This window comes from Arthrobacter sp. PAMC 25486 (genome assembly GCF_000785535.1).
Classification (GTDB): Bacteria; Actinomycetota; Actinomycetes; order Actinomycetales; family Micrococcaceae; genus Specibacter.
Window position 1 is genome coordinate 2666799 of the sequence record NZ_CP007595.1, and the last position, 21799, is coordinate 2688597.

Annotated in this window: 19 protein-coding genes; 6 read left to right on the forward strand and 13 right to left on the reverse strand. The window is 64.3% G+C overall.

Annotated features, from left to right (window positions below):
• Positions 1–37: 37 nt before the first annotated feature.
• Positions 38–1528, reverse strand: coding sequence for a D-alanyl-D-alanine carboxypeptidase/D-alanyl-D-alanine-endopeptidase (locus art_RS12275; protein WP_052136391.1), 1491 nt, complete (start codon positions 1526–1528; stop codon positions 38–40).
• A 187-nt stretch (positions 1529–1715) separates the two neighbouring features.
• Between art_RS12275 and art_RS12280 the strand changes: the two genes are divergently transcribed.
• Positions 1716–2204, forward strand: coding sequence for an inorganic diphosphatase (locus art_RS12280; protein WP_038465283.1), 489 nt, complete (start codon positions 1716–1718; stop codon positions 2202–2204).
• Between the two features lie 202 nt (positions 2205–2406).
• On the opposite strand, the gene art_RS12285 is transcribed toward art_RS12280, so the two are convergent.
• The 3 genes from art_RS12285 to serS all read right to left on the reverse strand — a co-directional run bounded on the left by art_RS12285 (position 2407) and on the right by serS (position 6113).
• Entirely contained in the window at positions 2407–3513 is a 1107-nt protein-coding gene (locus art_RS12285) for a hypothetical protein (RefSeq protein ID WP_038465285.1), read from the reverse strand.
• 326 nt (positions 3514–3839) lie between these two features.
• A complete protein-coding gene (locus tag art_RS12290; RefSeq protein WP_038465288.1) occupies positions 3840–4685 on the reverse strand; it encodes an HAD family hydrolase in 846 nt (281 codons plus the stop codon).
• 150 nt (positions 4686–4835) lie between these two features.
• A complete protein-coding gene (gene serS / locus art_RS12295) occupies positions 4836–6113 on the reverse strand; it encodes a serine--tRNA ligase (protein ID WP_038465290.1) in 1278 nt (425 codons plus the stop codon).
• Positions 6114–6164: 51 nt separating this feature from the next.
• Between serS and art_RS12300 the strand changes: the two genes are divergently transcribed.
• Positions 6165–7235 (forward strand): diacylglycerol kinase family protein, encoded by a 1071-nt coding sequence (locus tag art_RS12300; RefSeq protein WP_038465292.1) that lies wholly within the window; start codon positions 6165–6167, stop codon positions 7233–7235.
• Between the two features lie 58 nt (positions 7236–7293).
• On the opposite strand, the gene art_RS22255 is transcribed toward art_RS12300, so the two are convergent.
• The 3 genes from art_RS22255 to art_RS12310 all read right to left on the reverse strand — a co-directional run bounded on the left by art_RS22255 (position 7294) and on the right by art_RS12310 (position 9050).
• Positions 7294–7458: a hypothetical protein gene (locus art_RS22255; RefSeq protein ID WP_157875251.1), complete on the reverse strand. Its 165-nt coding sequence runs from the start codon at positions 7456–7458 to the stop codon at positions 7294–7296.
• 278 nt (positions 7459–7736) lie between these two features.
• The gene (pheA, locus tag art_RS12305) at positions 7737–8675 is read right to left on the reverse strand and encodes a prephenate dehydratase (RefSeq protein ID WP_038465294.1); all 939 of its coding nucleotides are present in this window, start codon (positions 8673–8675) and stop codon (positions 7737–7739) included.
• 48 nt (positions 8676–8723) lie between these two features.
• Entirely contained in the window at positions 8724–9050 is a 327-nt protein-coding gene (locus art_RS12310) for a rhodanese-like domain-containing protein (RefSeq protein ID WP_038465296.1), read from the reverse strand.
• A 186-nt stretch (positions 9051–9236) separates the two neighbouring features.
• Here art_RS12310 and art_RS12315 point away from each other — a divergent pair, with 186 nt between their 5' ends.
• Complete coding sequence (locus art_RS12315) at positions 9237–10715, forward strand: peptide MFS transporter (protein WP_052136393.1); 1479 nt, start codon at positions 9237–9239, stop codon at positions 10713–10715.
• A gap of 126 nt (positions 10716–10841) precedes the next feature.
• Here the strand turns inward: art_RS12315 and art_RS12320 are convergent, their stop codons facing one another.
• Positions 10842–11204, reverse strand: a complete 363-nt coding sequence (locus art_RS12320) for a DUF4190 domain-containing protein (protein ID WP_052136394.1) — start codon at positions 11202–11204, stop codon at positions 10842–10844.
• 185 nt (positions 11205–11389) lie between these two features.
• Between art_RS12320 and pgm the strand changes: the two genes are divergently transcribed.
• Positions 11390–13033 (forward strand): phosphoglucomutase (alpha-D-glucose-1,6-bisphosphate-dependent), encoded by a 1644-nt coding sequence (gene pgm / locus art_RS12325; RefSeq protein WP_038465298.1) that lies wholly within the window; start codon positions 11390–11392, stop codon positions 13031–13033.
• 516 nt (positions 13034–13549) lie between these two features.
• Here the strand turns inward: pgm and art_RS12330 are convergent.
• Entirely contained in the window at positions 13550–14479 is a 930-nt protein-coding gene (locus tag art_RS12330) for a cation diffusion facilitator family transporter (RefSeq protein WP_038465300.1), read from the reverse strand.
• Between the two features lie 53 nt (positions 14480–14532).
• Here art_RS12330 and art_RS12335 point away from each other — a divergent pair, with 53 nt between their 5' ends.
• Together art_RS12335 and art_RS12340 are read left to right on the forward strand one after the other, a co-directional pair.
• A complete protein-coding gene (locus art_RS12335) occupies positions 14533–14844 on the forward strand; it encodes a helix-turn-helix transcriptional regulator (RefSeq protein ID WP_038465302.1) in 312 nt (103 codons plus the stop codon).
• A 68-nt stretch (positions 14845–14912) separates the two neighbouring features.
• Positions 14913–16232 (forward strand): uracil-xanthine permease family protein, encoded by a 1320-nt coding sequence (locus tag art_RS12340; protein WP_038465304.1) that lies wholly within the window; start codon positions 14913–14915, stop codon positions 16230–16232.
• Positions 16233–16380: 148 nt separating this feature from the next.
• Here art_RS12340 and art_RS23325 read toward each other — a convergent pair whose 3' ends face one another.
• The 4 genes from art_RS23325 to art_RS12360 form a co-directional block, all read right to left on the reverse strand.
• A complete protein-coding gene (locus art_RS23325; RefSeq protein WP_367643735.1) occupies positions 16381–19530 on the reverse strand; it encodes an aldehyde dehydrogenase family protein in 3150 nt (1049 codons plus the stop codon).
• Positions 19527–19787 carry a (2Fe-2S)-binding protein gene (locus art_RS12350; RefSeq protein ID WP_216699533.1) on the reverse strand — a complete coding sequence of 87 codons (261 nt, stop codon included), beginning with the start codon at positions 19785–19787 and terminating at the stop codon, positions 19527–19529. The genes art_RS23325 and art_RS12350 overlap by 4 nt, the downstream gene beginning before the upstream one ends.
• On the reverse strand, positions 19780–20955 hold the full coding sequence (locus art_RS12355) for an FAD-binding oxidoreductase (protein ID WP_038465305.1): 1176 nt from the start codon (positions 20953–20955) through the stop codon (positions 19780–19782). Before art_RS12355 ends, art_RS12350 begins: the two co-directional genes overlap by 8 nt.
• 168 nt (positions 20956–21123) lie before the next feature.
• Positions 21124–21792 (reverse strand): GntR family transcriptional regulator, encoded by a 669-nt coding sequence (locus art_RS12360; protein WP_038465307.1) that lies wholly within the window; start codon positions 21790–21792, stop codon positions 21124–21126.
• Positions 21793–21799 lie beyond the last annotated feature (7 nt).

Sequence of the window (21799 nt, forward strand, 5' to 3'; positions counted from 1 at the left end):
TGAACACCCGCTGGCGGCCAGCGCAATGAGTGTGCCGTCAGCTCTTCGCCAGGACTGCGGCAGCGGCGTCAACCACCGGACGCGCCGCGGCCGCCCCGTCGCTGAGCCCGTTGCCAAGGATGGAGAACACCAGCAGCCGCCCGTCGGAATTCACCACGTAACCGGACAAAGCGGTGACAAGAATCAAGGATCCCGTCTTGGCCCGCACCAACCCGGCCCCGTCAAGGGATGGCGGCCGGACAAAGCGGTTGGCGAGGCTGCCGCTCAGCCCTGCAATGGGCAGTCCGGGCAGGGCCAGTGCGGCGTCCGCACCTGGTTTGTCCAGCAGCAGCGACAGGAACTGCACCAATTGCGCCGGGCTGATGAGATCTTCAAGCGCCAGCCCGCAATTATCCACCGTCACGATCGTGTCCATCGGCAGCCCCAGTGCGGTGACGGCCTGGCGGACGGCGGCCACTGCGCCGTCGTTCGTGGCAGGCTTCCCCATCTTGTCGGCGACCATGCGGCCCAGGACTTCCGCCACATAATTGTCGGACTCTTCCAGCATGAACCGGGTTTGTTCGGCGACCGTGGCGGATTCAACCGAGGCAAGCACGACGCCGGGCGCAAGCACCGCAGGCTGGCCGGTGTCGCTTTCGCTGGGCGCGGGTGAGGCGGTGGCGCTGGGTGAGGTGGTGTTGGTGCCAGGCGCGGCGGGTGCCTTGCTGCGGGTGATGGTGCCCATCGTGGCAACACCGGCCTTTTCCAGCTCCCGGGCGAAGGACTCGGCCACGGCAACCGCTGAATCCTGCGGGCGCGGCCCGCTCAGCTCGCCGGCGGTAACCCGCCCGGCGTTCAACGCCATGGGGTAGATCGGAGCGATCTCGCCAACCTCAACATCTTCAGACGCCCAAGCAGGGTTCAGTGCGGGTCCCGTGAACAAGGTGTCGTCAATACTGATGGTGACGGGGGCCTTCGTCCCCTTGGTGGCCAGGGCTGCCGCTGTTTCCTTGGCGAGCGTTTCCAACCCGGCACGGCCCATGACGGATTCCTCGCTACCTGCCCCGGCAGCGAGCATGGAGTCGCCGCCGGCGACCAGCACGATCTCGTTGATTTTTTCGCCGGCCACCGCGTTGGTGGTGAAACGCGTGTCAGGGCCGAGAGTTTTCAGGGCAGCCCCGGCGGTGAGCAGTTTCAGGTTAGACGCAGGAATCCTCGCCGTCTTTCCATCCTGGGAAAACAGCTCCCGGCCGGTCAGGGCGTCGGCGACATACACGCTAAAAGTACCTGCGCCGTCGGACTTCAACGCCTGTTTCAGCTCGGCCGAGAGCCTCGCGGCATCAGGCAGGGGCGCGTCGGGACTCAGGGGGGCGACGGAAGTCACGTGATGCAAGGTGGTGGGCGCCAGCTGCGCGGTGGGCACAACAGCCACGGCGGCGGGATCCTTGGGCAAGAATGCGGGAAACAATTCCATGCCAACGGGTACGCTGACGGCGGCGAGGGCGCAAATAAGCAAGCCGCTCGTCACAACTTTTGAGGTGCGTCCCATGGGGATCGGGGTTCCTTCGCAAGTGATGGTCCGGCGAACGATTTCAACCGAAAAAGGGCAATAATGTACCCAGTAAGTCCGGGCGGGTTTTCAGCGCAACGAAAGCGCCTATATCCTCATACTAGACGGAAATCTTGCGTGGAGCCGCGTCAGGCCGCGCACACCCCATCATTTGAGGAGCATAACGATGAAGCACGACGTCACCATCGAGATCCCCCGCGGATCACGCGTCAAGTACGAAGTTGACCATGAGACCGGCCGTGTCCGCCTGGACCGCGTGCTGTTCACGTCCATGGCGTACCCCACGCACTACGGCTTCTTCGATGACACCCTGGGCGAAGACGGTGACCCACTGGATGCGCTCGTCATGCTGCAGGACTTCGACCTGCACCCCGGCGTCGTTGTGGATGCCCGCCCCATCGCCGTGTTCAACATGACCGATGACGGCGGCGGCGACGCCAAGGTGCTGTGTGTTGTTGACGACAAGCGCTTCGACCACATCCAGGAACTCTCCGACGTGGACGAATTCCTGATCAAGGAGATCGAGCACTTCTTCATGCGTTACAAGGATCTTGAGCCCGGCAAATGGGTCAAGGCTGAGGGCTGGGCCGACCGCGCCGCTGCCGAAGCCGAACTGGAAGCTTCCATCAAGCGTTACGAAGCCACCAAGCACTAAGCCCTGAAGCACGACGGCGGCGCTCCCCTATCGGGTGGCGCCGCCTTTGCTTTCCCCACGGAAGGTGACACCGGGCACAGTCGTCATGAAACCTCGATGACTTGATGCAGGGACGTTGTCCACAAAGATGTGAGGCACGCTCGGCCAACGACCCACGACGGCGGCACGGATCCCGTGGGTTTCCCGGCTCCTTCTCAGGACCTCAGTACCTCAGAGTGGCGATTATCTCGTCGTCACGGTCCCATTTGCCCAGCGTTCGCAAGGTGCCGGATGTTCGCACGGTCGACAAGACGGCTCGGTTTACCAACTCACGCACGGTTGATGAAGTCAGCCGTTTCTCATCACGTGGCAGGTACAGGGAATCGACTCGGCCTTCGTCCGCTGCCCGCGCGATTTCAGCAGCATCCAACGCGCCCTTGCCTTTGTGAACCGCTGATAGGGCGCGCTCACGCTCTGCAGAATCGCGAGCGGCTTCACTCTCATGCAGCAACTTCCAGGCTGCCGAACGCAACTCATCCGGCAGTTTACGTTCAGGATTGCCCGCGATTACTTGGTCATGGACTGCAGGATAGGAGGTGGCGTCGCGGAAGATCGGCAGATACTCCGCAACGGAGGCGAGAACGAGTGGTTGCGACCGCGCGGTTCCGAGTTCATCGCCGACTGCCTTGCCAACGGCGTGAATGAACTTCTCGGTGAGCATGGTCTCCGTCTCACCAGATCCGCCCTGACCGTAGAAGGCCGCTTCTCCTCCGCCGATTGCACGAGACTGTAGTGATTGTTCGGGAAGCTCACCGATCACGGCGTCGAAAGACTCGGGGATCGTTCCGAGTGGAAGCTGCTCTATGTTGTTACGAGTCGCTTCGAAGAGTCGGAGCGAGTTTTTCGCCAGTGCCAAGATGTAGCACTTGCCGTCATTCTCCAAGATTGGGACCAAGGGCAGAACCTGGAAGTGGTCGGCGACCATGACAGACTCGCTCACTTCGAGCGGGATCCTCACCGCCAGGTGGAAGCCGGGCGCAACGAACACGGCGAGCCCCCGGCTCTGCAGTCTCCAATACGATGAATCAGCGACTAGGTCGGCAATCGGGGCGAACATGGCTTCGGTGTCCGACTTGCTCATCCCAGATTCCACGAATTGCTCGGAAGCTAGTTTGATGTGGCTCTTGAGAATGTTCGCGGACTGGTCGGCCTGCGTGCCGGCCACGTCAGTGGGTATGTAGAAAGTGGCTTTCAGCCCGCTTACTTCATCCCGTTTGAATACTGCATTGAAGTCAAGGGGATCAACTGTTCCCTGAGAATTGGTGGTCATGAGCGCGTACCTCCACGTCGGTGGTTCACTGATCGTCCGTATTCTTCTTCCACCCTACATGACGGCTTTTTTCAGCGACAGGACGCCGTATAATCCCGGCAAGATGGCAAACCGCTGCCGAGGCACCTCAAGCGAGGAGTGGGAGCGTTTGGGTGGGCCCACAAGCGCGAGGGACCCGCTCTGAGCTGGCGAGGAGTGGGAGCGTTTGGGTGGGCCCACAAGCGCGAGGGACCCGCTCTGAGCTGGCGAGGAGTGGGAGCGTTTGGGTGGGCCCACAAGCGCGAGGGACCCGCTCTGAGCTGGCGAGGAGTGGGAGCGTTTGGGGACTACACCAGGCTGCGCAGGATGGCGGCAGCACCGTCGTCGTACACGGAAGCCGTCACCTCACTGGCCGCAGCCTTGACATCATCCTCGGCCTGCCCCATGGCAACACCCCGGGCCGCCCAACGCAACATTTCAATGTCATTGGAGCCGTCGCCCACGGCCACTGTCAGGGCGCTGTCGATGTTCAGTGACGCGCGCAGCACCTCCAGCGCGGAGGCCTTCGTGACCCCGTCGGCCGCAATGTCGAGCCAGGCGCTCCAGCCGATGGCATAGGTGACCCCGTGCAGGCCGGCGGCGGCGATCGCGTCCGCGAATTCCTGTGTGCTGGCTTCGGCGCTGTTGACCACCACCCGCACGGCCTTCGCCTCCAGCAGGTGGTGGAAATCGACGCCGCGCGCCTCAATGCCAAAACTGCCATCCTGGAAGCGGGAAGTTGAGAGGAAGTTGCCATCGGCGTCCTCAAGGGCGAACCGGGCGCCGGGAACCTTCTCGCGCAATACCGTGAGGGCCGGGGCCGGGTCAAAGGTCACCCTCTCGATGACTTCGTAGCCGTCGGCCAATTCAGGGTCCAGCCGGATGGTCACACCGCCGTTGGAGCACACGCCGTAGCCGCGGCGCAGCCCGATGGCCTCCACGATGGGAAGCAGCGCACCGAGGGAGCGCCCGGTGGCGATGATGACGTGGTGGCCGGCGTCAACCACGGCCTGGGCGGCGGCGCGGACGCCGTCGGTCATGATGCCGTCGTGGTCCACCAGGGTGCCGTCCACGTCAAGGGCCACGAGGTACTTTGTTGTTTCATTCATCCGGTCATCGATGCCGGAAATTTCATTATTTACTGTCATAGTCATATCTCCAGTGAAACAGATCGGCCCAAGAAAGCCACATATTTTTGCTGTTAAAACTGTGAACACCGGGTAAATATCCACAGCTGTTTGCACAGTGTGGATATTTGCCCGGCGTTCACCAGCGGCCCATCCAGGCTGCTTGTGGATCCAAAGTTACAGGACCGGGAAGACTTCCATGCCGCCCAGGTATTTGCGCAGGGCGACGGGGACGTTGACCGAGCCGTCGGCGTTCTGGTGGTGTTCCAGGATGGCTACAATCCAGCGTGTGGTGGCCAGCGTGCCGTTGAGGGTGGCAACTGCGCGCGTGCTGCCCTTGCCTCCGTCTTCGGCAACCTGGCGTTCGCGGATGTTCAGGCGGCGGGCCTGGAAGGTGGTGCAGTTTGAGGTGGAGGTCAGTTCGCGGTAGGCGTCCTGGGTGGGGACCCAGGCCTCGCAGTCGAACTTGCGGGATGCCGACATGCCAAGGTCGCCGGCCGCGGTGTCGATGACACGGTAGGGCAGCTCCACCTTGGCCAGCATTTCCTCTTCCCAGGCCAGCAGGCGCTGGTGCTCCTCGGCAGCTTTTTCCACGGTGGTGTAAACAAACATTTCCACCTTGTTGAACTGGTGCACACGGATGATGCCGCGGGTGTCCTTGCCATGCGAACCGGCCTCGCGGCGGTAGCAGGAGGACCAGCCGGCGTAGCGGACAGGTTCGTCAACGTTGATGATCTCGTTGCCGTGGTAGCCGGCCAGGGCCACCTCGGAGGTGCCCACAAGGTAAAGGTCGTCGTCAGCGAGACGGTAGATCTCGGCGTCGTGCTCCACATCAAAACCGGTCCCGGCCATGGTCTCGGGCAGCACCAGCGTGGGGGTGATCATGGGTGTGAAGCCGGCCTCGATGGCCTGGTCCATGGCCATCTGCAGCAGCGCCATTTCCAGGCGGGCGCCAACACCCTTGAGGAAGTAGAAACGCGAGCCAGACACCTTGGCGCCGCGTTCCATGTCGATCGCGCCAATGAGCTCGCCGATTTCCAGGTGGTCTCGGGGGGTAAAGTCGGGGAATTCGCGCGGCGTGCCCACGGTTTTTACCAGAACAAAATCGTCTTCGCCGCCCTCGGGGACACCGTCGGAGACCAGGTTGGGGAGGCTGCGGACCAGGGCGTCCTGCTCGGCAGCGGCCACATCGGCAGTGGCTGAGGCTGCCTTGACAGCCACGGCCAGCTCTTTCACCTCGGCCAGCAAGGCAGCCTTTTCCTCGCCCTTGGCCTTGGCAACCTTCTTGCCGAAGGCGTTTTGCTCGGCCCGCAATGCCTCAAAAGAGGTGATCGCGGACTTCCGGGCAGCGTCGGCGGCAACGATGGCGTCAACAATGGACGGCTCGGCACCACGGGCACGCTGGCTGGCACGGTAGGTTTCGGGATTTTCGCAGAGGTCTCGTACATCGATCACGCCCTAAGCCTATCCAATCAAAACAAGTTGACCGGCTAAGGTTAGGGAATCATGCCAACTGAAATTCTCGTCGTCGTTATTGTGGCCGCCGTTCTACTTGCGGCGGCCGTCAGCTGGCTGGGTGTCCGCAAGCTTGCACAAAAGCACACCCGCAGCGCCGTGGGCGATTCCCCGCACAAGATCCACCTGGCCAGGCAGCAGGTTGTTTTCATCTACAACCCCACCAAAAACGGGGCCGAGGACGCAAAGACGCTCATCGCCCGCTCCGTTTCAAAGGCTGACTGGCCCAGGCCCATTTTTCTGGAGACAACCGCCGAGGACCCGGGTCTCGCCATGGCGATGGCCGCGCTTGAGGCAAGGGCCGACGTCGTTATTGTGGGCGGTGGGGATGGCACGGTGCGCGCTGTGGCCCAGACCCTGCGGCACACCGAAGTGCCCATGGCGATCATTCCGCTGGGCACCGGGAACCTGCTGGCGCGCAACCTGAACCTGGATGTCACCGACATTGCCGGCAGCGTCCAGATCGCCTTGTTCGGGCACCAACGGCACATTGATGCTGGTCTGATGGAGATTGAGGACGGCGTCACGGGCGCGGTGGCCAAGCATTCCTTCATGGTGATTGCCGGGCTGGGCATGGACGCCGAGATCATGGGAGACACCAATTCCAAGCTGAAGGAGCATGTGGGCTGGCTGGCGTACAGCGAGGCGGGGCTGCGGCACATGGCCGGGCCGCGAAAGAAGGTCAGCATCGCCCTGGACGACGAGCCGGCACAGCAGCGCAAGGTCCGTTCGGTGCTGTTTGCCAATTGCGGGTTGGTCCCCGGCGGTATTGATTTTGTCCCCAATGCGTTGATTGACGACGGCGTCCTCGACGTTGTGGTGATCAGCCCCCGCAGCGCCCTGGGCTGGCTGGCGATGGCCGGGAAAGTGGTGTTCCAGCACAAGAACCACCTGCCAGTGATTAATTTTTACCGCTCAAAAAACGTGACCATTCGCACGGTGCTGCCCGTGGAGACACAGATTGACGGAGACCCGTCGGGCCCGGCCACACAGGTGAAAGTCAGTGTGGAACACAAGGCCGTGCTGGTGCGCGTGGCGGCGCCGAACAACCCGGCGGGCTAATTACGCTTCCGGTCTGGCCGGCTTCGACTTAATCCGTATCTGCCGGGCCAGCTTGCGCTCAGTCGGTTTCGGGGCGTTGCGCCTGTTCCCGGATGAGGCGTTCCTCTTCGTCAAAGCGCAAGTCATTGGCGTCGTCGCCCTCGTCGCCCACCGAAGTGTCCTTGCCTTCATTCCGGCCGGGATTGACTATGGTGCCTTCGTTTTTGCCTGCATGCGGATCCATGACCGACTCGCCTCTTCCCTGCTGGGACCAACGTTTCCTTGTCCCCAGAAAGTGCTTTCGTGGAGATACGCCAAGCATAGGCTCGCCGGTGCGCGGGCGAAAGAGACGCGCCGCAGCCGTTGCCTCTGAGCGTGCCGCAGGCCAACCACTCTCAAAGAATTCGAGTTTGCACTTATTAGACCAAAACGGCCCGTTTTCGGCGTTTTTCGTCTAATAACTGCGTACTCGAATTGGGGACTGATCAGAGGCGGCACCCAGACCGGACGAGCAAACGCCCGCTAGAGCAGGGTGTCGACCCAGGTTGCAGCCTCGTCAAAGGCTGCATCCGCGTTGTAGGAATGGATCAGCGGCGGCTGCTTGTCCGCCCGCGGGTAGGACCCGAGGAAGCGGATGTTGGGGCTGACCCGGTGCAGTCCGCGCAGCGCATCGGCCACGCGTGCGTCGCGGATGTGCCCGTCCACATCAACGCTGAACGTGTAGTGTCCCAGGAATTCCCCGGTCGGGCGGGACTCAATGCGGCTCAGGTTCACGCCTCGGCTGGCAAATTGTTCCAGGATGGCCATCAAAGCACCGGGGTGGTCCTCGGGCAGCGGAATCGCCAGGGTTGTCTTGTCCGCTCCCGTCGGCTCGGGCAGGGTCCCGGGCTGGCCCACCAGCACAAACCGGGTGACAGCACCAATATTGTCTTCAATGCCGGCGGCCAGAACGTTCAGGCCGGTCTGTTGGGCCACCAGCGGCGCGCACACGGCGGCCTGGAAAGCGTCGGTGCCGGCCACCAGCGCGTGGGCGGCAGCCGCCGTCGAATTTGCCGGAACATGCGACGCCGACGGCAGGTGTTCGCCAAACCAGTCGCGGGTCTGTGCCCACGCATGCGGATGGGTGCCCACGGCCGTAATGTCCTCCAGGGAAACTCCGGCCCGTGCCAGCAGCACAAAGCTGACCGGAACAACCACTTCATGCAGGATCCGCAGCTCCACCCCGTTGGAAATCGCGTCCAGGGTTGCAGGAACGCCGCCCTCAATGGAGTTCTCGATCGGCAGCATCGCGGCAAATGCCTCACCCGAGCGCACCTTCGCCAATGCCGCTGCGGCGTTGGTTGACGGGATGCGGGCCATGGCGCCCGCGCCAGGAACCTGCAGCAGGGCAGATTCGGTAAAGGTCCCCTCCGGCCCAAGGAAAGTCAGGGGCAGCGTGGAAGAAATCGGCGCGGAAGTCATGAAGAACCTGTCGTTGGTGGAAATACGGGACCGCTGAAAGCTGGAGGGTTAGAGAACGCGCGGGGTTTCGCCGTTGGGGGCGACCATGGGCTTGTCGGCCTCAAACCAGGCGCCCATGCCGCCAACAACGTTGAACGCGCTGTAACCATTTTGGATCAACCAGGTGGTGGCACGGAAAGAGCGTCCACCGGTGCGGCAGATGACGTTCACGTCAACGTCTGGATCCAGCTCCTCCAGGCGCTCCGGCAGCTGCTCTAGCGGAATGTGCAGGGCCCCGTCAACATGGCCGGCTTCCCATTCGTAGTCTTCGCGGACATCCAAAATCACCGCGTCGGCACCCAGTTCGCTGACGGTCACGCTCATGATGTCTGACATCTGTAATCTCCTCGCACATGAAAAATTATTACGGGACCAAGCCTATCCCCGAGAGAGCCGGTGCGAGCGAAGCGGGTACTGGGAGGAGATAGGCGCTATCTTCGGGGGACCCGAGGCTGGCCAATGCAGCCCGTCCACAGAAATGCAAATGTGACTGATTGTGACCCAGGTGTCAAAATTAGTGGTGTGAGTTCACCAGACAGCCCCGCCGAAACGGCCAAGGCTCCCCAGACACCCCGCGACACATCCTTCTTTGGGCAGCCAAAGATGCTGCTGAACCTCTTCAGCGTCGAGCTGTGGGAACGGTTCTCCTTCTACGGCATGCAGGGCATCCTTGCCTACTACATGTACTACTCCGTCACGCAGGGCGGCCTCGGCATCGACGAGACCACTGCGCTGGGCATTGTCGGCGCGTACGGCGGCGGCGTGTACCTCTCCACCATCCTGGGCGCCTGGGTCGCTGACCGCCTGATGGGTTCGGAAAAGGTGCTGTTCTACAGTGCCATCCTGATCATGGCCGGCCATCTCTCCCTTGCCTTCATTCCCGGCGCCACAGGCCTGACCATCGGCCTGATCCTCATCGGTGTCGGCTCCGGTGGTTTGAAAGCCAACGCCACCTCACTCGTGGGAACCCTGTATTCCAAGGACGACGACCGCCGCGACGCCGGTTTCTCCATCTTCTACATGGGCATCAACATTGGCGGCCTCATCGGCCCGCTGGCCACCGGCTGGCTGCAGGTCACGTACGGCTTCCACATCGGTTTCGCTGCCGCCGCAGTTGGCATGGGCTTCGGCCTGCTCCAGTACGGCCTGACGCGCAAGAACCTGCCCGCATCTGCCCACGGTGTTCCCAACCCGCTTCCCAGGGCGCAGTATGGCAAGTTCGCCGCCCTGGCGATTGCCGGCGTCGCACTCATCGTTGTGGCAGTGGCCCTGAAGCTCATCACCGCCGAAAACCTCAAGTGGGTCATCGTGGCCGTCGTCATTCTGGCCACTATCGCCTACTTTGCCGTCATCCTGGCCAACAAGACCCTGACCGGCCTGGAGCGCAGCCGCGTGTACTCGTTCATGCCGCTGTTCCTGGCGAGCGCCGTGTTCTGGTCGCTGTTTCAGCAGCAGTTCACCGTGATCGCCCTCTACTCCGACAAGCGCCTTGACCGCAGCATCCTCGGCTGGGAGGTGCCCGCCAGCTGGGTTACCTCAATCAACCCCGTCTTCATCATCATCCTGGCCGGCGTTTTTGCCGCAGTGTGGACCAAATGGGGCCCCCGCCAGCCCGGCACGCCCGTGAAATTCTCTGCGGCGCTGGTCGTCATGGGCCTGGCGTACCTGTCCTTCATCCCGTTCGCGGGCATGGCCATGGTGCCGATGCTGGCGATCGTCTTCATCCTGCTGCTGTTCACGGTCGCCGAGCTCATGCTCTCCCCCGTGGGCCTCTCCCTGGCCACCAAGCTTGCCCCGGCCGCGTTCCAGACGCAGATGGTGGCGCTGTTCTTCCTGTCCGTCTCGCTCGGCACGGCCATGTCCGGCGTCCTCGCCCAGTGGTACGACCCCGCCAATGAGACCCCCTACTTCCTCGTGGTGGGCCTGGTCTCCATTGGTTTCGGCGTGCTGCTGTTCCTGGTCAAGAAGCCGGTCAAGAAATTGATGGCAGGCATTCTCTAAACCGCAAAGTACGACGGCGGCACCCCACCTTTCGCTTTTTCGCGAAGGTGGGGTGCCGTTTGCGTTGGGGACGACCGCGGGCTAATTTCAGTGCGGGCTCAGGGCCGGGCTGTGGGCTGCCGGCGGCTAGGCATAGGTGGTGAACTCACCTTCAAGGATGCCCATGATGGCGGCAAAGAAGAACAGTCCAAAGGCCCACAACGCGCCCCAAATCACGAGCGCCAGATAGTTGGTGACCAGGCCGGTGACGGCGAAACTCTGACCCTGCGGGGCTTCCTTGCGCAGACCCATGTGGCCCAGAACGATGCCGGCAATTTGCGGCAGCATCAGCCAACCAAGGAAAAGCAGGGAACTGAGTCCAAGGATCATGCTGGCCAGGCTCAATCCCTGCGGGCCAGCGGATTTTTCGGCGTAGCCCGTGCCTCCCTGAAAATGCGTGGGCGCCCCGTAGTACTGCACCGGCCCGGGTTGCTGCGGGTAGTTCGTCATCGTGTGCTCCTTGGGAGTTGATGCCCGTGCAGGAAAAGCGGCATCCAGAAGAGTTGCCTCCCATGCTAGTGCAAGCATCCCGGTGGCCCGCCGGCCGCAACACCCGGATGGTTCCGCAACACCCGGATGGTTCACAGGATGGGCAGTGGATGCCAAAGACGGCCCCGCTCTGTCATGCTGTAATTATGGCTAGCCGCGCGGGCACTGTTGCCCTTCCCCAAGACCTCGTTGACATCACTGCCCTGATGGACGCTTACTTCGACCTGACCCCGGACCTCAGCGATCCGGCCCAGCGGGTGGCGTTTGGCACTTCCGGGCACCGTGGCTCCTCCTTGAAGTCTTCCTTCAACGAAGGGCACATCGCCGCCATCACGCAGGCCATTGTCGAATACCGTGCCGGGCAGGGCATCACCGGACCATTGTTCATGGGCAAGGACACGCACGCCTTGAGCGAACCCGCCCAGAACACCGCCCTTGAAGTGCTCGCCGGCAACGGCGTGGAAGTGCTGATCGACGCCCGCCACGCCTACACGCCCACACCAGCCGTTTCGCACGCCATCCTCAGCTACAACAAGGGCCGCGCCAACGGGCTTGCGGACGGCATTGTCATCACCCCGTCCCACAACCCGCCCGGCGACGGCGGTTTCAAGTACAACCCGCCGCACGGCGGACCTGCCGATTCCGATGCGACCGGCTGGATCGCCAACCGCGCCAACGACCTCCTCGAGGACGGCCTGCGTGGCGTCCGCCGCGTGCCGTTGCAGGAGGCCATGGCCGCCTCCACCACGGGCAAGTTCGACTTCCTTTCCAGCTACGTAGACGACCTCCCCTCAGTCCTGGACCTTGACGCCATCCGTGCCGCGGGTGTCCGCATCGGTGCCGACCCCATGGGCGGGGCCTCCGTGGACTACTGGGGCGAGATTGGCGAGCGCCACAACCTGGACCTGACAGTGGTCAACCCCACCGTCGACCCACAGTGGGCCTTCATGACCCTCGACTGGGATGAGAAGATCCGCATGGACTGCTCGTCCCCGTCGGCCATGGCATCGCTGATCAACAAGCTCTCTTCCGGGGCACCCTATGACATTGCCACCGGGAACGACGCCGACGCCGACCGCCACGGCATCGTCACCCCCGACGGCGGGCTGATGAACCCCAACCACTACCTGGCCGTTGCCATCCAGTACCTCTACACGCACCGCACGCAGTGGCCCGCCACCGCTGGCGTGGGCAAGACGCTCGTCTCGTCCTCCATCATCGACCGCGTGGCAGCCGACCTTGGCCGCCAGCTCGTTGAGGTGCCGGTGGGGTTCAAGTGGTTCGTGCCCGGCTTGCTCTCCGGCGAGGGCGTGTTTGGCGGCGAGGAATCCGCCGGCGCCTCCTTCGTGAAGAAGGACGGCTCCGTCTGGACCACGGATAAGGACGGCATCCTGCTGGCCCTGCTCGCCTCCGAAATCACAGCCGTCACGGGCAAGTCCCCCTCGGTTCACTACGGCGAGCTGACAGACCGCTTCGGGGCGCCGTCGTACGCGCGCATCGACGCCGCCGCAACCCGCGAACAAAAGGCCGCGCTCGGCAAGCTCTCCGCCGCCGACGTCTCAGCCACGACCCTGGCTGGCGAAACCATCACGGCGAAGCTGACCGAGGCTCCCGGCAACGGTGCGGCAATCGGCGGCCTGAAGGTCACCACCGAGAACGCCTGGTTCGCGGCCCGCCCCTCCGGCACCGAGGACGTGTACAAGATCTACGCCGAATCCTTCAAGGGTGCCGAACACCTGGCGCAGGTCCAGGCCGAGGCCAAGGCCCTCGTGGACGGCGTCATCTCCTAACATTCGCTCCCGCAAGGACGTGCATTGAGTTATGCGCTGGCGGAGGGACGAACTTGGCGCAAAGGGCCAACTGGCTTTTCTCATGCGCCCCGGTAGCCGTTCACGTTGCGCAAGCATCAACCGGCTTTGTGTCTGCGCAGGCGCAACCACGTGCGCTTGCGCAGAGGCAAAGTCGAGTTTGCCCAGGCGCACACTCAGGGTGCTCCGCTTGCGCATAGAGCAATATGCGCAAGCGGAGAGGGGCCGGGCTGCGCATGAAAAAGTCGAGCTGAAGTCTGCGCTTCTGCAGAAGTCCCCGCCGCATAGCCACACTCGAGGGACTTCCGGACCGGCGGCAGCGCCGGATCCGGAGCACCTGGAGCCGGCACGGATTGTCAACGCACGGGCCCGGATGCACGGGACCTGCCGTGAGCTTGCGAGCACTGGGAGCATCGGGGAACGGGCGAAGAATCTTTCTGCTCGCGAGGGAACTGCGGCGCAAGCGCAGCCCGGCCGGCGCAAGCGCGGAATCAAACGTTAGTGGTGGGCGCCAAGTTCGTGGTCGGCGTGACTGGCCGGTTCCAGCTGGAACGTTGAGTGCTCGATGCTGACCGAGAAGTGCCCGGCGACGCAACTCTGAAGCGCGTCAAGCATTTGCGGTGCGTGGCCGTCGTGGAAGCACTCGTCGTCCACCACCACGTGGGCCGACAGAATGGGCAGCCCGGTGGCGATCTGGCTGGCGTGCAGGTCGTGGACGCTGCGTACGTGGCCAATGCCGAGGATGTGTTCGCGGACCTCGTCCAGGTCAAGGCCCGACGGCGTGGACTCCAGCAGGACGTGGATGGTTTCCAGCAGCAGCTTCACGGTGCGCGGCAGGATCAAGGCGCCGATGAGCATGGCCACGATGGCGTCGGCCTGCATCCAGCCCGTGGTGGAAATGATGATCGCGGCAACGATCACGGCCACCGAACCCAGCGCGTCGTTCACCACCTCCAGAAATGCAGCGCGCATGTTGAAGTTCTTGTTGCGCCCGCCCATGAGGACAAACATGGACACAATGTTGCCGAGCAGGCCGATCGCGCCAAAAACAATCATCTCGTTGGAGGCGATTTCGGTGGGGTTGAACAGCCGCTGGACGCCTTCCACCAGCACGACAAGCCCGACGGCGAGAAGCACTGCGGCCTGCGCTGTGGCGGCGAGGACCTCGGCGCGGGCAAATCCCCAGGTGCGCTTGCTGCTGGCGGGGCGGACCATCAGCCGGGCGGCCAGCAGGGCCATGGCCAGTCCGCCGGCATCGGTGAGGACGTGGGCCGAGTCAAAGAGCAGCGCCAGGGAGCCGGTCATGATGGAGCCGATGACCTGGAAGACAAAGACAGCCAGGGTGATGCCCAGCGCAACGGCGATCCGGACGTGGTGGCTCTCGCCAGGGGCGCCTGCGTGCGAATGGGAGTGATTGTGACCAGACATAATTCAATAGTACATCGAACGCTGAATTCATCAAATGCTGTATGATATTGAGAATGAAGCCCATTAGCAACGCAGCAGTTCTGGCCCGCTTCGGCTATGCACTTTCGGACCCCACCAGGGCGGAGATTCTCATGGGCCTGGCCAGGGAACCGCAGTATCCCGCGGATCTTGCCGTCAATTTGGGCGTTTCCCGGCAAAGTATCTCCAACCACCTCTCCTGCCTGCGAGAATGCGGACTGGCCGTTGCCATCCCGGAGGGCCGCCGGTCGCGGTATGAATTAGCCCATCCCGAGCTGGCCCACGCACTCAACGACCTGCTCGGCGTCGTGCTGCTGACCAGCGAAGGCCACGTCCCGCACCCGTGACCGCACGCACTCCTATATTCTTATCGGCGGGCCTCTCGCACGTGTGAAGGCGGAAATCGGAGAAGCGGATGAGTTTGCTGGGCACTAAATGGAGCGTTCACGGCGATGGCAAGACCATCGCGCCGGGAGAGGTTGTCTCCCCCGACGAGCGGCTGAGCTGGCCCCGGACCATCGGCATCGGCCTGCAGCATGTGGTCGCCATGTTCGGCGCAACGTTCCTGGTCCCCCTGATCACCGGCATGCCGCCGGCCACAACGCTGTTCTTCTCCGGCATCGGCACCCTGCTGTTCCTGGTCATGACGCGCGGCCGCGTGCCCAGCTACCTGGGTTCCAGCTTTGCGTTCATCGCCCCGATCATGGCCTCGCAGCAGCAGTTCGGCGTGGCCGGGGCGCTCGGCGGCGTGGTCGTTGCCGGCGTGACACTGGCCGTTTTGGGCCTGATCGTGCAGAAGTTCGGCGCCTCGTGGATCAACCGGCTCATGCCGGCCCCGGTGACCGGAACCATCGTGGCGCTGATCGGGCTGAACCTGGCCCCGTCGGCCAAGTCCAACTTTGAGAAGGCGCCCATCACGGCGCTGGTCACGCTGCTGGTCATCATCCTGGTCAGCGTGCTGTTCCGCGGCATCCTGGGCCGCCTGGCCATCCTGGTCGGCGTGGTGGTTGGCTACTTCGTGGCCATGCTGCGCGGCGAGGTGGACTTCTCTAAAATCGACCAAGCCGCCTGGATCGGCCTGCCGCACTTCCAGACCCCCACATTTCACTTTGCCGTGCTGGGCCTGTTCATCCCCGTGGTCCTGGTACTGGTCGCCGAGAACATTGGCCACGTGAAGTCGGTGGCACTCATGACCGGCGAGGATCTTGACCCGTACGCCGGGCGGGCCATCATGGCCGACGGCGTCGCCACCACCCTGGCCGGCTTCGGCGGCGGCTCCGGCACCACCACCTACGCGGAAAACATTGGCGTCATGGCCGCCACCAAGGTGTACTCCACAGCCGCCTACTACGTGGCCGGCATCGCGGCCCTGGTCCTGAGTTTCTCCCCCAAGTTCGGTGAGCTGATCGCCACCGTCCCCGTCGGCGTCCTCGGCGGCGCCGCCACCCTGCTCTACGGCATGATCGGCGTGCTCGGTGTGCGCATCTGGGTGCAGAACAAGGTCAGCTTCTCCAACAACATCAACCTGACCACGGCGGCCGTCGCACTGATCATCGGCATCGCCAACTTCACCTGGACCGCCGGCAGCCTCACGTTCGAGGGCATCGCCCTGGGCACCGCCGCCGCTCTGATCATTTACCACGGCATGAGCGCCCTGGCGAAGTGGCGCGGCACGGCCACGAACCCCCTCGATCCCGACGAGTCCCCCGCCGAGGTTGCTCTCAGCAAGTCCTAAGCGGTAAGAGAGCTGCCGAGGGACCCGCTGCGAGCTTGCGAGCAGTGGGAGGCAGCGAACGGGGAGGCCACCTGGCAGTGAAGGTAGCCTCCCGCCGTGGCACTTTGTGCGTTAAGGCCGCGGGGGCGGCTCTCTGTTTTTGGCCGGATCAGGCGGTTGCACCGTTGATCCGCTGCGGGACGCCCAGGGGGTTGGAGTCGCGCAAGGCGGGCGGGAGCAGGTGGGCCGGCAGTCCCTGGTAGGCCACGGGACGCAGGAAGCGCGTGATCCCGGCCGTTCCCACCGACGTGGACGTTGGCGCGGTGGTGGCCGGGTACGGCCCCCCGTGCTGTTGCGCATACGTCACGGAAACGCCTGTCGGCCACTGGTTCCACAGCACGCGCCCGGCCTTTCCGGCCAGCACGCGCACCAGTTCAGGGGCGATCGCGTCACTGTCCTCACCCTGAATGGTGGCTGTGAGCTGGCCGTCCAGCACGCCAGCCACAGCCAGTAACTCCGACTCCGCTTCGTAGGTGGCCACCAGCGCCGACGGGCCAAAGCACTCGGTGATCAGCCCCTCGGGATCCTTCAGCAGGGCCGCCGCCGTAGTGACATTCAGTGCCGGGGCCGGCGGCGACGCCAGGGTGTCCCGGGTCCTGCCCAAGGGGGCAACGGAGCCGTGCCCCAACATGCCTTCCAGCGCGGCCGTGTAACCAGACTGGATCCTTTCGTTGAGCAGTTTGGCCGGTTCCGGGCGGGCGGCGCCAGCCAACTCCGCGACCATGGTCGAGCCCGCAGGAACCAGCAGAATTCCGGGCTTGGTGCAAAATTGTCCAGCGCCCATGGTGTACGACTGTACAAACCCTGACACAATCTCCGACCCGCGCGCGGCGGCGGCGGCCTCGGTGACGAAGACGGGGTTGACACTGCCCAGCTCGCCGTAGAACGGGATGGGTTCGGGGCGTGAATTGGCCAGGTCAAACAATGCCCGCCCGCCCGTGATGGAACCGGTGAATGCTCCGGCTTTGATCCGCGGGTCCAGGAGCGCGTCGCGGCCGGCCTGCGTGCCGTACACCAGTTGCAGGATGCCCGACGGCGCGCCGGCACCTTCCAGCGCCTCGGCGGCCACGCGGCCCACCGCGGCCGAGAGACGAGGATGGCCGGAATGCACCTTCAGCACCACCGAACAGCCTGCGGCCAAGGCAGAACAGGTGTCCCCGCCGGCCACGCTGAAGGCGAAGGGGAAGTTGCTGGCGGCAAACACCACCACCGGTCCCAGCGGTTCCAGGACACGGCGGATGTCGGGGCGGGCACCCATGGGCCAGGCCTCGTCGGCATGGTCGATGCGGGCGTCTTGGTAGCCGCCGTCGTTGAGAAGTTCGGCAAAGAGGCGCAGTTGGAAGGTGGTGCGTTTCAGCTCCCCGGACAGCCTGGCCTCCGTGAGGTTGGTTTCCGCTTCGGCGAGTGGAACGAGTTCCTGCGAGGCGCCATCGAGGGCGTCGGCCACGGCAACCAGGGCGGCGGCGCGGTCTCCCGCGGGACGTTGTCCCCACTGCTGTGCCGCGGTGGCTGCCGCGGCCAGAATGGCTTCCAGCTCGGCCGGGGTGGTGGTTGTTTCACTCATGGTTCGCATCCTTTTTGTTCGTGAACTTGTCCGTTCTTCGTCTGCCTGGGTGGCCGGTTGCGCGGGTTCGCCGGTCGCCTCGGCAAGGGCGGCGAGGCGGCCCAGTGACACTGGCGCGGCCAGCGTCCTTTTGGACATGGCCCGCAGGTCGTCGGCGCTGACAGCCCGGCCGGTAAAATCTGCGGCAATCCCTGCCGTGGCAAAACCGCACACACGCCCCTGGCACCAGCCCATGCCGGGCCGGGCAAAGGACTTCAGGCTCCGCGCATCCAGTGCCCCCAGCTCCTCGTGGGCACTGCACAGCTGCCCGTAGCTGACTTCCTCGCAACGGCACACCACGGTTTCGGGGCTCAGCCAGCCGGTCCAGCGCGCGGGCACCGGGTTGGCCCGGTGCATGGCCACGGCAAAGGCACGCAACCGGGCACGCTGCTTTTGCAAGCGGGAGATCCGCTGACCAAATTCCGTCGAACCGGGGGCTCCGATGCTCCCCGCAGCACTGACACCGTGGAGGCTGACACCGCCTGCTGCGGTGCCGCCCGCAATTCGGGCTGCCTGGGCGGCGCTGACGCCCAACGCCGCGAGCTCCCCTTCAACAACGGCCATGGCAGCGCCACCAATGCCGGTGGCCTCCCCCGCAACACTCACGCCCGGCACGGTGCTGTTCAGCTGGTCGTCCACCACCGCCACGAGCGAACCGTCAACGTCCACGACGGTGCCGGCGCCCACGGCCAGCACCAGTTCCAGCGAGGGTGTAAACCCCCAGCCCAATGCCACAAAATCGCACTTCACGCGCCGTCCAGTTCCCGCCACCACGGACCCATTCGCAGCCAGCCGGGACAGGGTCACTGCCTCCACCTTGTCCGTGCCGTGGATTTCCGTCACGGCGGTGCGGGTGCGGTACGGGATGCGGTGCCGCGCCAGGGCCGCCGCATATTCCATGCCTTCCAGGGCCTTCTCCGGTGCCTGGACCACGCCGGCCACATTCCGCAGCCAGCCGTTGGGAGAGTTGGCCTCGCAAATCGCCGCAACCTTGACGCCCGCCGCTGCCAGGGCCGTTGCGACCGGGAGCAGGAAGGGTCCGGTTCCAGCCACGACGCCGGTTCCCCCCGGCGCTGTCATGTTGCCCTTCAGCAGGGCTTGGACGCCGCCGGCGGCCATGACGCCGGGAAGGTCCCAGCCAGGCACCGGCAGTTGGCGGTCATATCCGCCGGGGCACAGAATCAGGTGGTGTGCCCGCACGGAATCCGGGACGGCGGCAGCTTCCGCGCCGCCGTGCACTGGCGAATCATCAACTGTGGGACTCAGCCGCAGCACCCGAGATCCATCGGATCGGGCCTCCTCCACCAGCCACAGCTGAGATCCACGCAGGTAGCGCAGCCGCCCCGCCGCCTCGTGGCTGTAGAGGCGGGAGCGCAGATCCCCGAAGCGTTTCCAGTCGTGGTGGCCGGAACCTTCGCTAGCCTCGGTCTCGCCACCGACACCTGACCCGTGCCCGGCCTCGTCGCGGTGGCGCCAGAACTGTCCGCCCGGCTGCTGCCCGGCATCCACCAGGACCACGCCCAGCCCGGAGTCGGCCGCATGGACTGCGGCGGCGAGTCCCGCGGGCCCGGCGCCCACGACCGCCACATCGAAGGCGGCGAGTCCCGCGGGCCCGGCGCCCACGACCGCCACCTCAAAGCCCGCTTCAAAGGTCATGCCGACTCCCCCGACCCTGTTTCCAGCACCATGCCGTCGCGCACGGGCGTGATGCAGGCGCGTTGGTTGGGGACGCCGTCGGCCGTGATCAGGCAGTCGAAGCAGACGCCGATGCCGCAGAACAAGCCGCGCGGGCGGCCTTTTTTGGCCGTGGTGCGCCAGCTTGCCACGCCGGCCGCAGTCAAGGCGGCCCCCACGGTTTGGCCGGGGCGGGCCGGCAAGGGTGCTCCGTCGAAGGTCAGTTCGATCTCAGGCATCGGCCTTCTCCTGTGCGGCTGGGACATCAAATCGTTCGGGCGCAAAGGGCGCAAGGTCCATGGCGGGAGCAACGCCAGCCAGCCCCGCCGCGATCAACGCCCCCGTGCCGACGCTCAACCCGATCCCTGCCCCTTCATGTCCGCAGGCATGCCACAGTCCCGTAGCCCGGGGATCGGACCCGATGACGGGCAGATGGTCCGGGCAGTAGGGCCGGAAACCGAAATAGCTGCGCAGGGCCTTGGCCCGGGACAGGAACGGGAACAAGGCGATCGCCTTGCCCGCCATGGCCGCGATGACCAGAGGATCAAAGTTCTTGTCAAAGCCCACGCGTTCGCGGCTGGAACCAATCAAGATGGTACCTCCGCCGGTCCCCTCCACCACAGGGGAGGTTTGCAGGCCGGCGTCGGAACTGGCCACATTGTCAACATACTCGGCGGCGTACACCTTGTGATGAACCAGGACGGGCAGTGGCTCCGTCACCAGCACATAGCCTTTCCTTGGCAACACAGGCACGTTGACATCCGCCAGGGCCGCGACCGCACCTCCCCACGTTCCCGCAGCATTGACGACGGCGGATGAGCTGATGCTTCCCCTGCTGGTCACCACGCCCGTGACCGCGTCGCCCAGCCGCAGAAACCCTGTGACCGCGGTGTCCGCATGAACGGTGGCGCCGCGTTCGCGGGCCAGACGCAACAGGTGGGCCGCCGCCAGCATGGGCTGCACCTGGGCGTCCTGGGGATAGTATGCCCCGCCGGACATGTTCGGGTTCAGCTGCGGTTCAATGTCCAGCAGTTCCGGCCCGGGGACGAGCTCTACGGCGATACCGGCGGCCCGCTGCCGCTGCGCCAGGCGGACAAGGTTTTCCTGGGCGCCGGGCCGGGCGGACACCACCAGCCCCCCTTTGGACTCAAACTCCCACAAGTGGCCAAATTCGCCGAGCTCGCCGCGCCACAACTCCTGTGAGTATTGGGCGAGGGTGAGTTCGGGGCCGGCTTCCTTGTCGGAGACGAGAATGTTGCCTTCGCAGGCGCTGGAAGTTCCCGACGCAATGGCGCCCCGCTCCACAACGGCCACGGACAGTCCGGCGCGCGCAGCAAAATACGCGCAGGCGGCGCCCACGGCACCTCCACCAATGACAACAACGTCAACGAATCGGGGAAGACTCATAGCAGTAGTATGTCACACACTACAAGGTCGTGGAGCGTGTCTTGGGGAAAATAATTCCACCCACCAAAGCCCCCCTCGTCGAGTACGCAGTTGTTGGACCAAATATCGTTGGAACGCGCTTTCCACGTCCAACAACTGCGTACTCGATGGATAGGGAATGGGATGCGGTTACTGCTTGGCCCAGTCGGTGCGGACATGGCCTATGTGCATGGTCATCAGTTCCTGCGCCTCCGCAGCCTTGCCGGCGGCGATCAGGTCCACCAGCTCCACGTGTTCCAGCGCCGCGTCGCGCAGCTTGCCCGCAGCGGCCAGAGGCGCCAGCCCCAGCAGCCGGGTGTGGGCACGCAGCTCTGAAATCAGGGCAATCAGGCGTTTGTTTCCGCTGTACTCAAGGATCGCAATATGAAACGCCCTGTCGGCTTCCGTGTACTGGATCAGATCGCCGGAGACCGCGAAGTCCACAATGGCGTTGGCCATCCCACGCAGGCGGGCCAGACCGGCGTCGTCAATCAAAGGGGTGACCTGATGGACGGTGGGCGGTTCGATGAGCAGGCGCAGCGCCGTGATTTCGTCAAGATCCTCGTCGGAGACTTCGGTGACGCGGAAACCCTTGTTCGGCAGCGAGGTCACAAGCCCTTCCTTGGCCAGGTCAAGCATGGCCTCGCGCACGGGGGTGGGCGAAACACCGAAGCGCTTGCCCAAGGCCGGAGCGGAATACACCTCCCCCGGTTTCATCTCTCCGGAAATGACAGCAGCGCGCAGTGCCAAGGTCACCGTCTCGCGCAGGCTGACGTTCTTTTTGACCATGGTCAGGTGCGATGCAGCTTGCGTGCTCATGACGCTC

Coding starts and splice junctions, on each gene's coding strand:
- art_RS12275 (WP_052136391.1), bottom strand. CDS start 1,528: ATGGGACGCACCTCAAAAGTTGTGACGAGCGGCTTGCTTATTTGCGCC.
- art_RS12280 (WP_038465283.1), top strand. CDS start 1,716: ATGAAGCACGACGTCACCATCGAGATCCCCCGCGGATCACGCGTCAAG.
- art_RS12285 (WP_038465285.1), bottom strand. CDS start 3,513: ATGACCACCAATTCTCAGGGAACAGTTGATCCCCTTGACTTCAATGCA.
- art_RS12290 (WP_038465288.1), bottom strand. CDS start 4,685: ATGACTATGACAGTAAATAATGAAATTTCCGGCATCGATGACCGGATG.
- art_RS12300 (WP_038465292.1), top strand. CDS start 6,165: ATGCCAACTGAAATTCTCGTCGTCGTTATTGTGGCCGCCGTTCTACTT.
- art_RS22255 (WP_157875251.1), bottom strand. CDS start 7,458: ATGGATCCGCATGCAGGCAAAAACGAAGGCACCATAGTCAATCCCGGC.
- pheA (WP_038465294.1), bottom strand. CDS start 8,675: ATGACTTCCGCGCCGATTTCTTCCACGCTGCCCCTGACTTTCCTTGGG.
- art_RS12310 (WP_038465296.1), bottom strand. CDS start 9,050: ATGTCAGACATCATGAGCGTGACCGTCAGCGAACTGGGTGCCGACGCG.
- art_RS12320 (WP_052136394.1), bottom strand. CDS start 11,204: ATGACGAACTACCCGCAGCAACCCGGGCCGGTGCAGTACTACGGGGCG.
- pgm (WP_038465298.1), top strand. CDS start 11,390: ATGGCTAGCCGCGCGGGCACTGTTGCCCTTCCCCAAGACCTCGTTGAC.
- art_RS12330 (WP_038465300.1), bottom strand. CDS start 14,479: ATGTCTGGTCACAATCACTCCCATTCGCACGCAGGCGCCCCTGGCGAG.
- art_RS12335 (WP_038465302.1), top strand. CDS start 14,533: ATGAAGCCCATTAGCAACGCAGCAGTTCTGGCCCGCTTCGGCTATGCA.
- art_RS12340 (WP_038465304.1), top strand. CDS start 14,913: ATGAGTTTGCTGGGCACTAAATGGAGCGTTCACGGCGATGGCAAGACC.
- art_RS23325 (WP_367643735.1), bottom strand. CDS start 19,530: ATGACCTTTGAAGCGGGCTTTGAGGTGGCGGTCGTGGGCGCCGGGCCC.
- art_RS12350 (WP_216699533.1), bottom strand. CDS start 19,787: ATGCCTGAGATCGAACTGACCTTCGACGGAGCACCCTTGCCGGCCCGC.
- art_RS12355 (WP_038465305.1), bottom strand. CDS start 20,955: ATGAGTCTTCCCCGATTCGTTGACGTTGTTGTCATTGGTGGAGGTGCC.
- art_RS12360 (WP_038465307.1), bottom strand. CDS start 21,792: ATGAGCACGCAAGCTGCATCGCACCTGACCATGGTCAAAAAGAACGTC.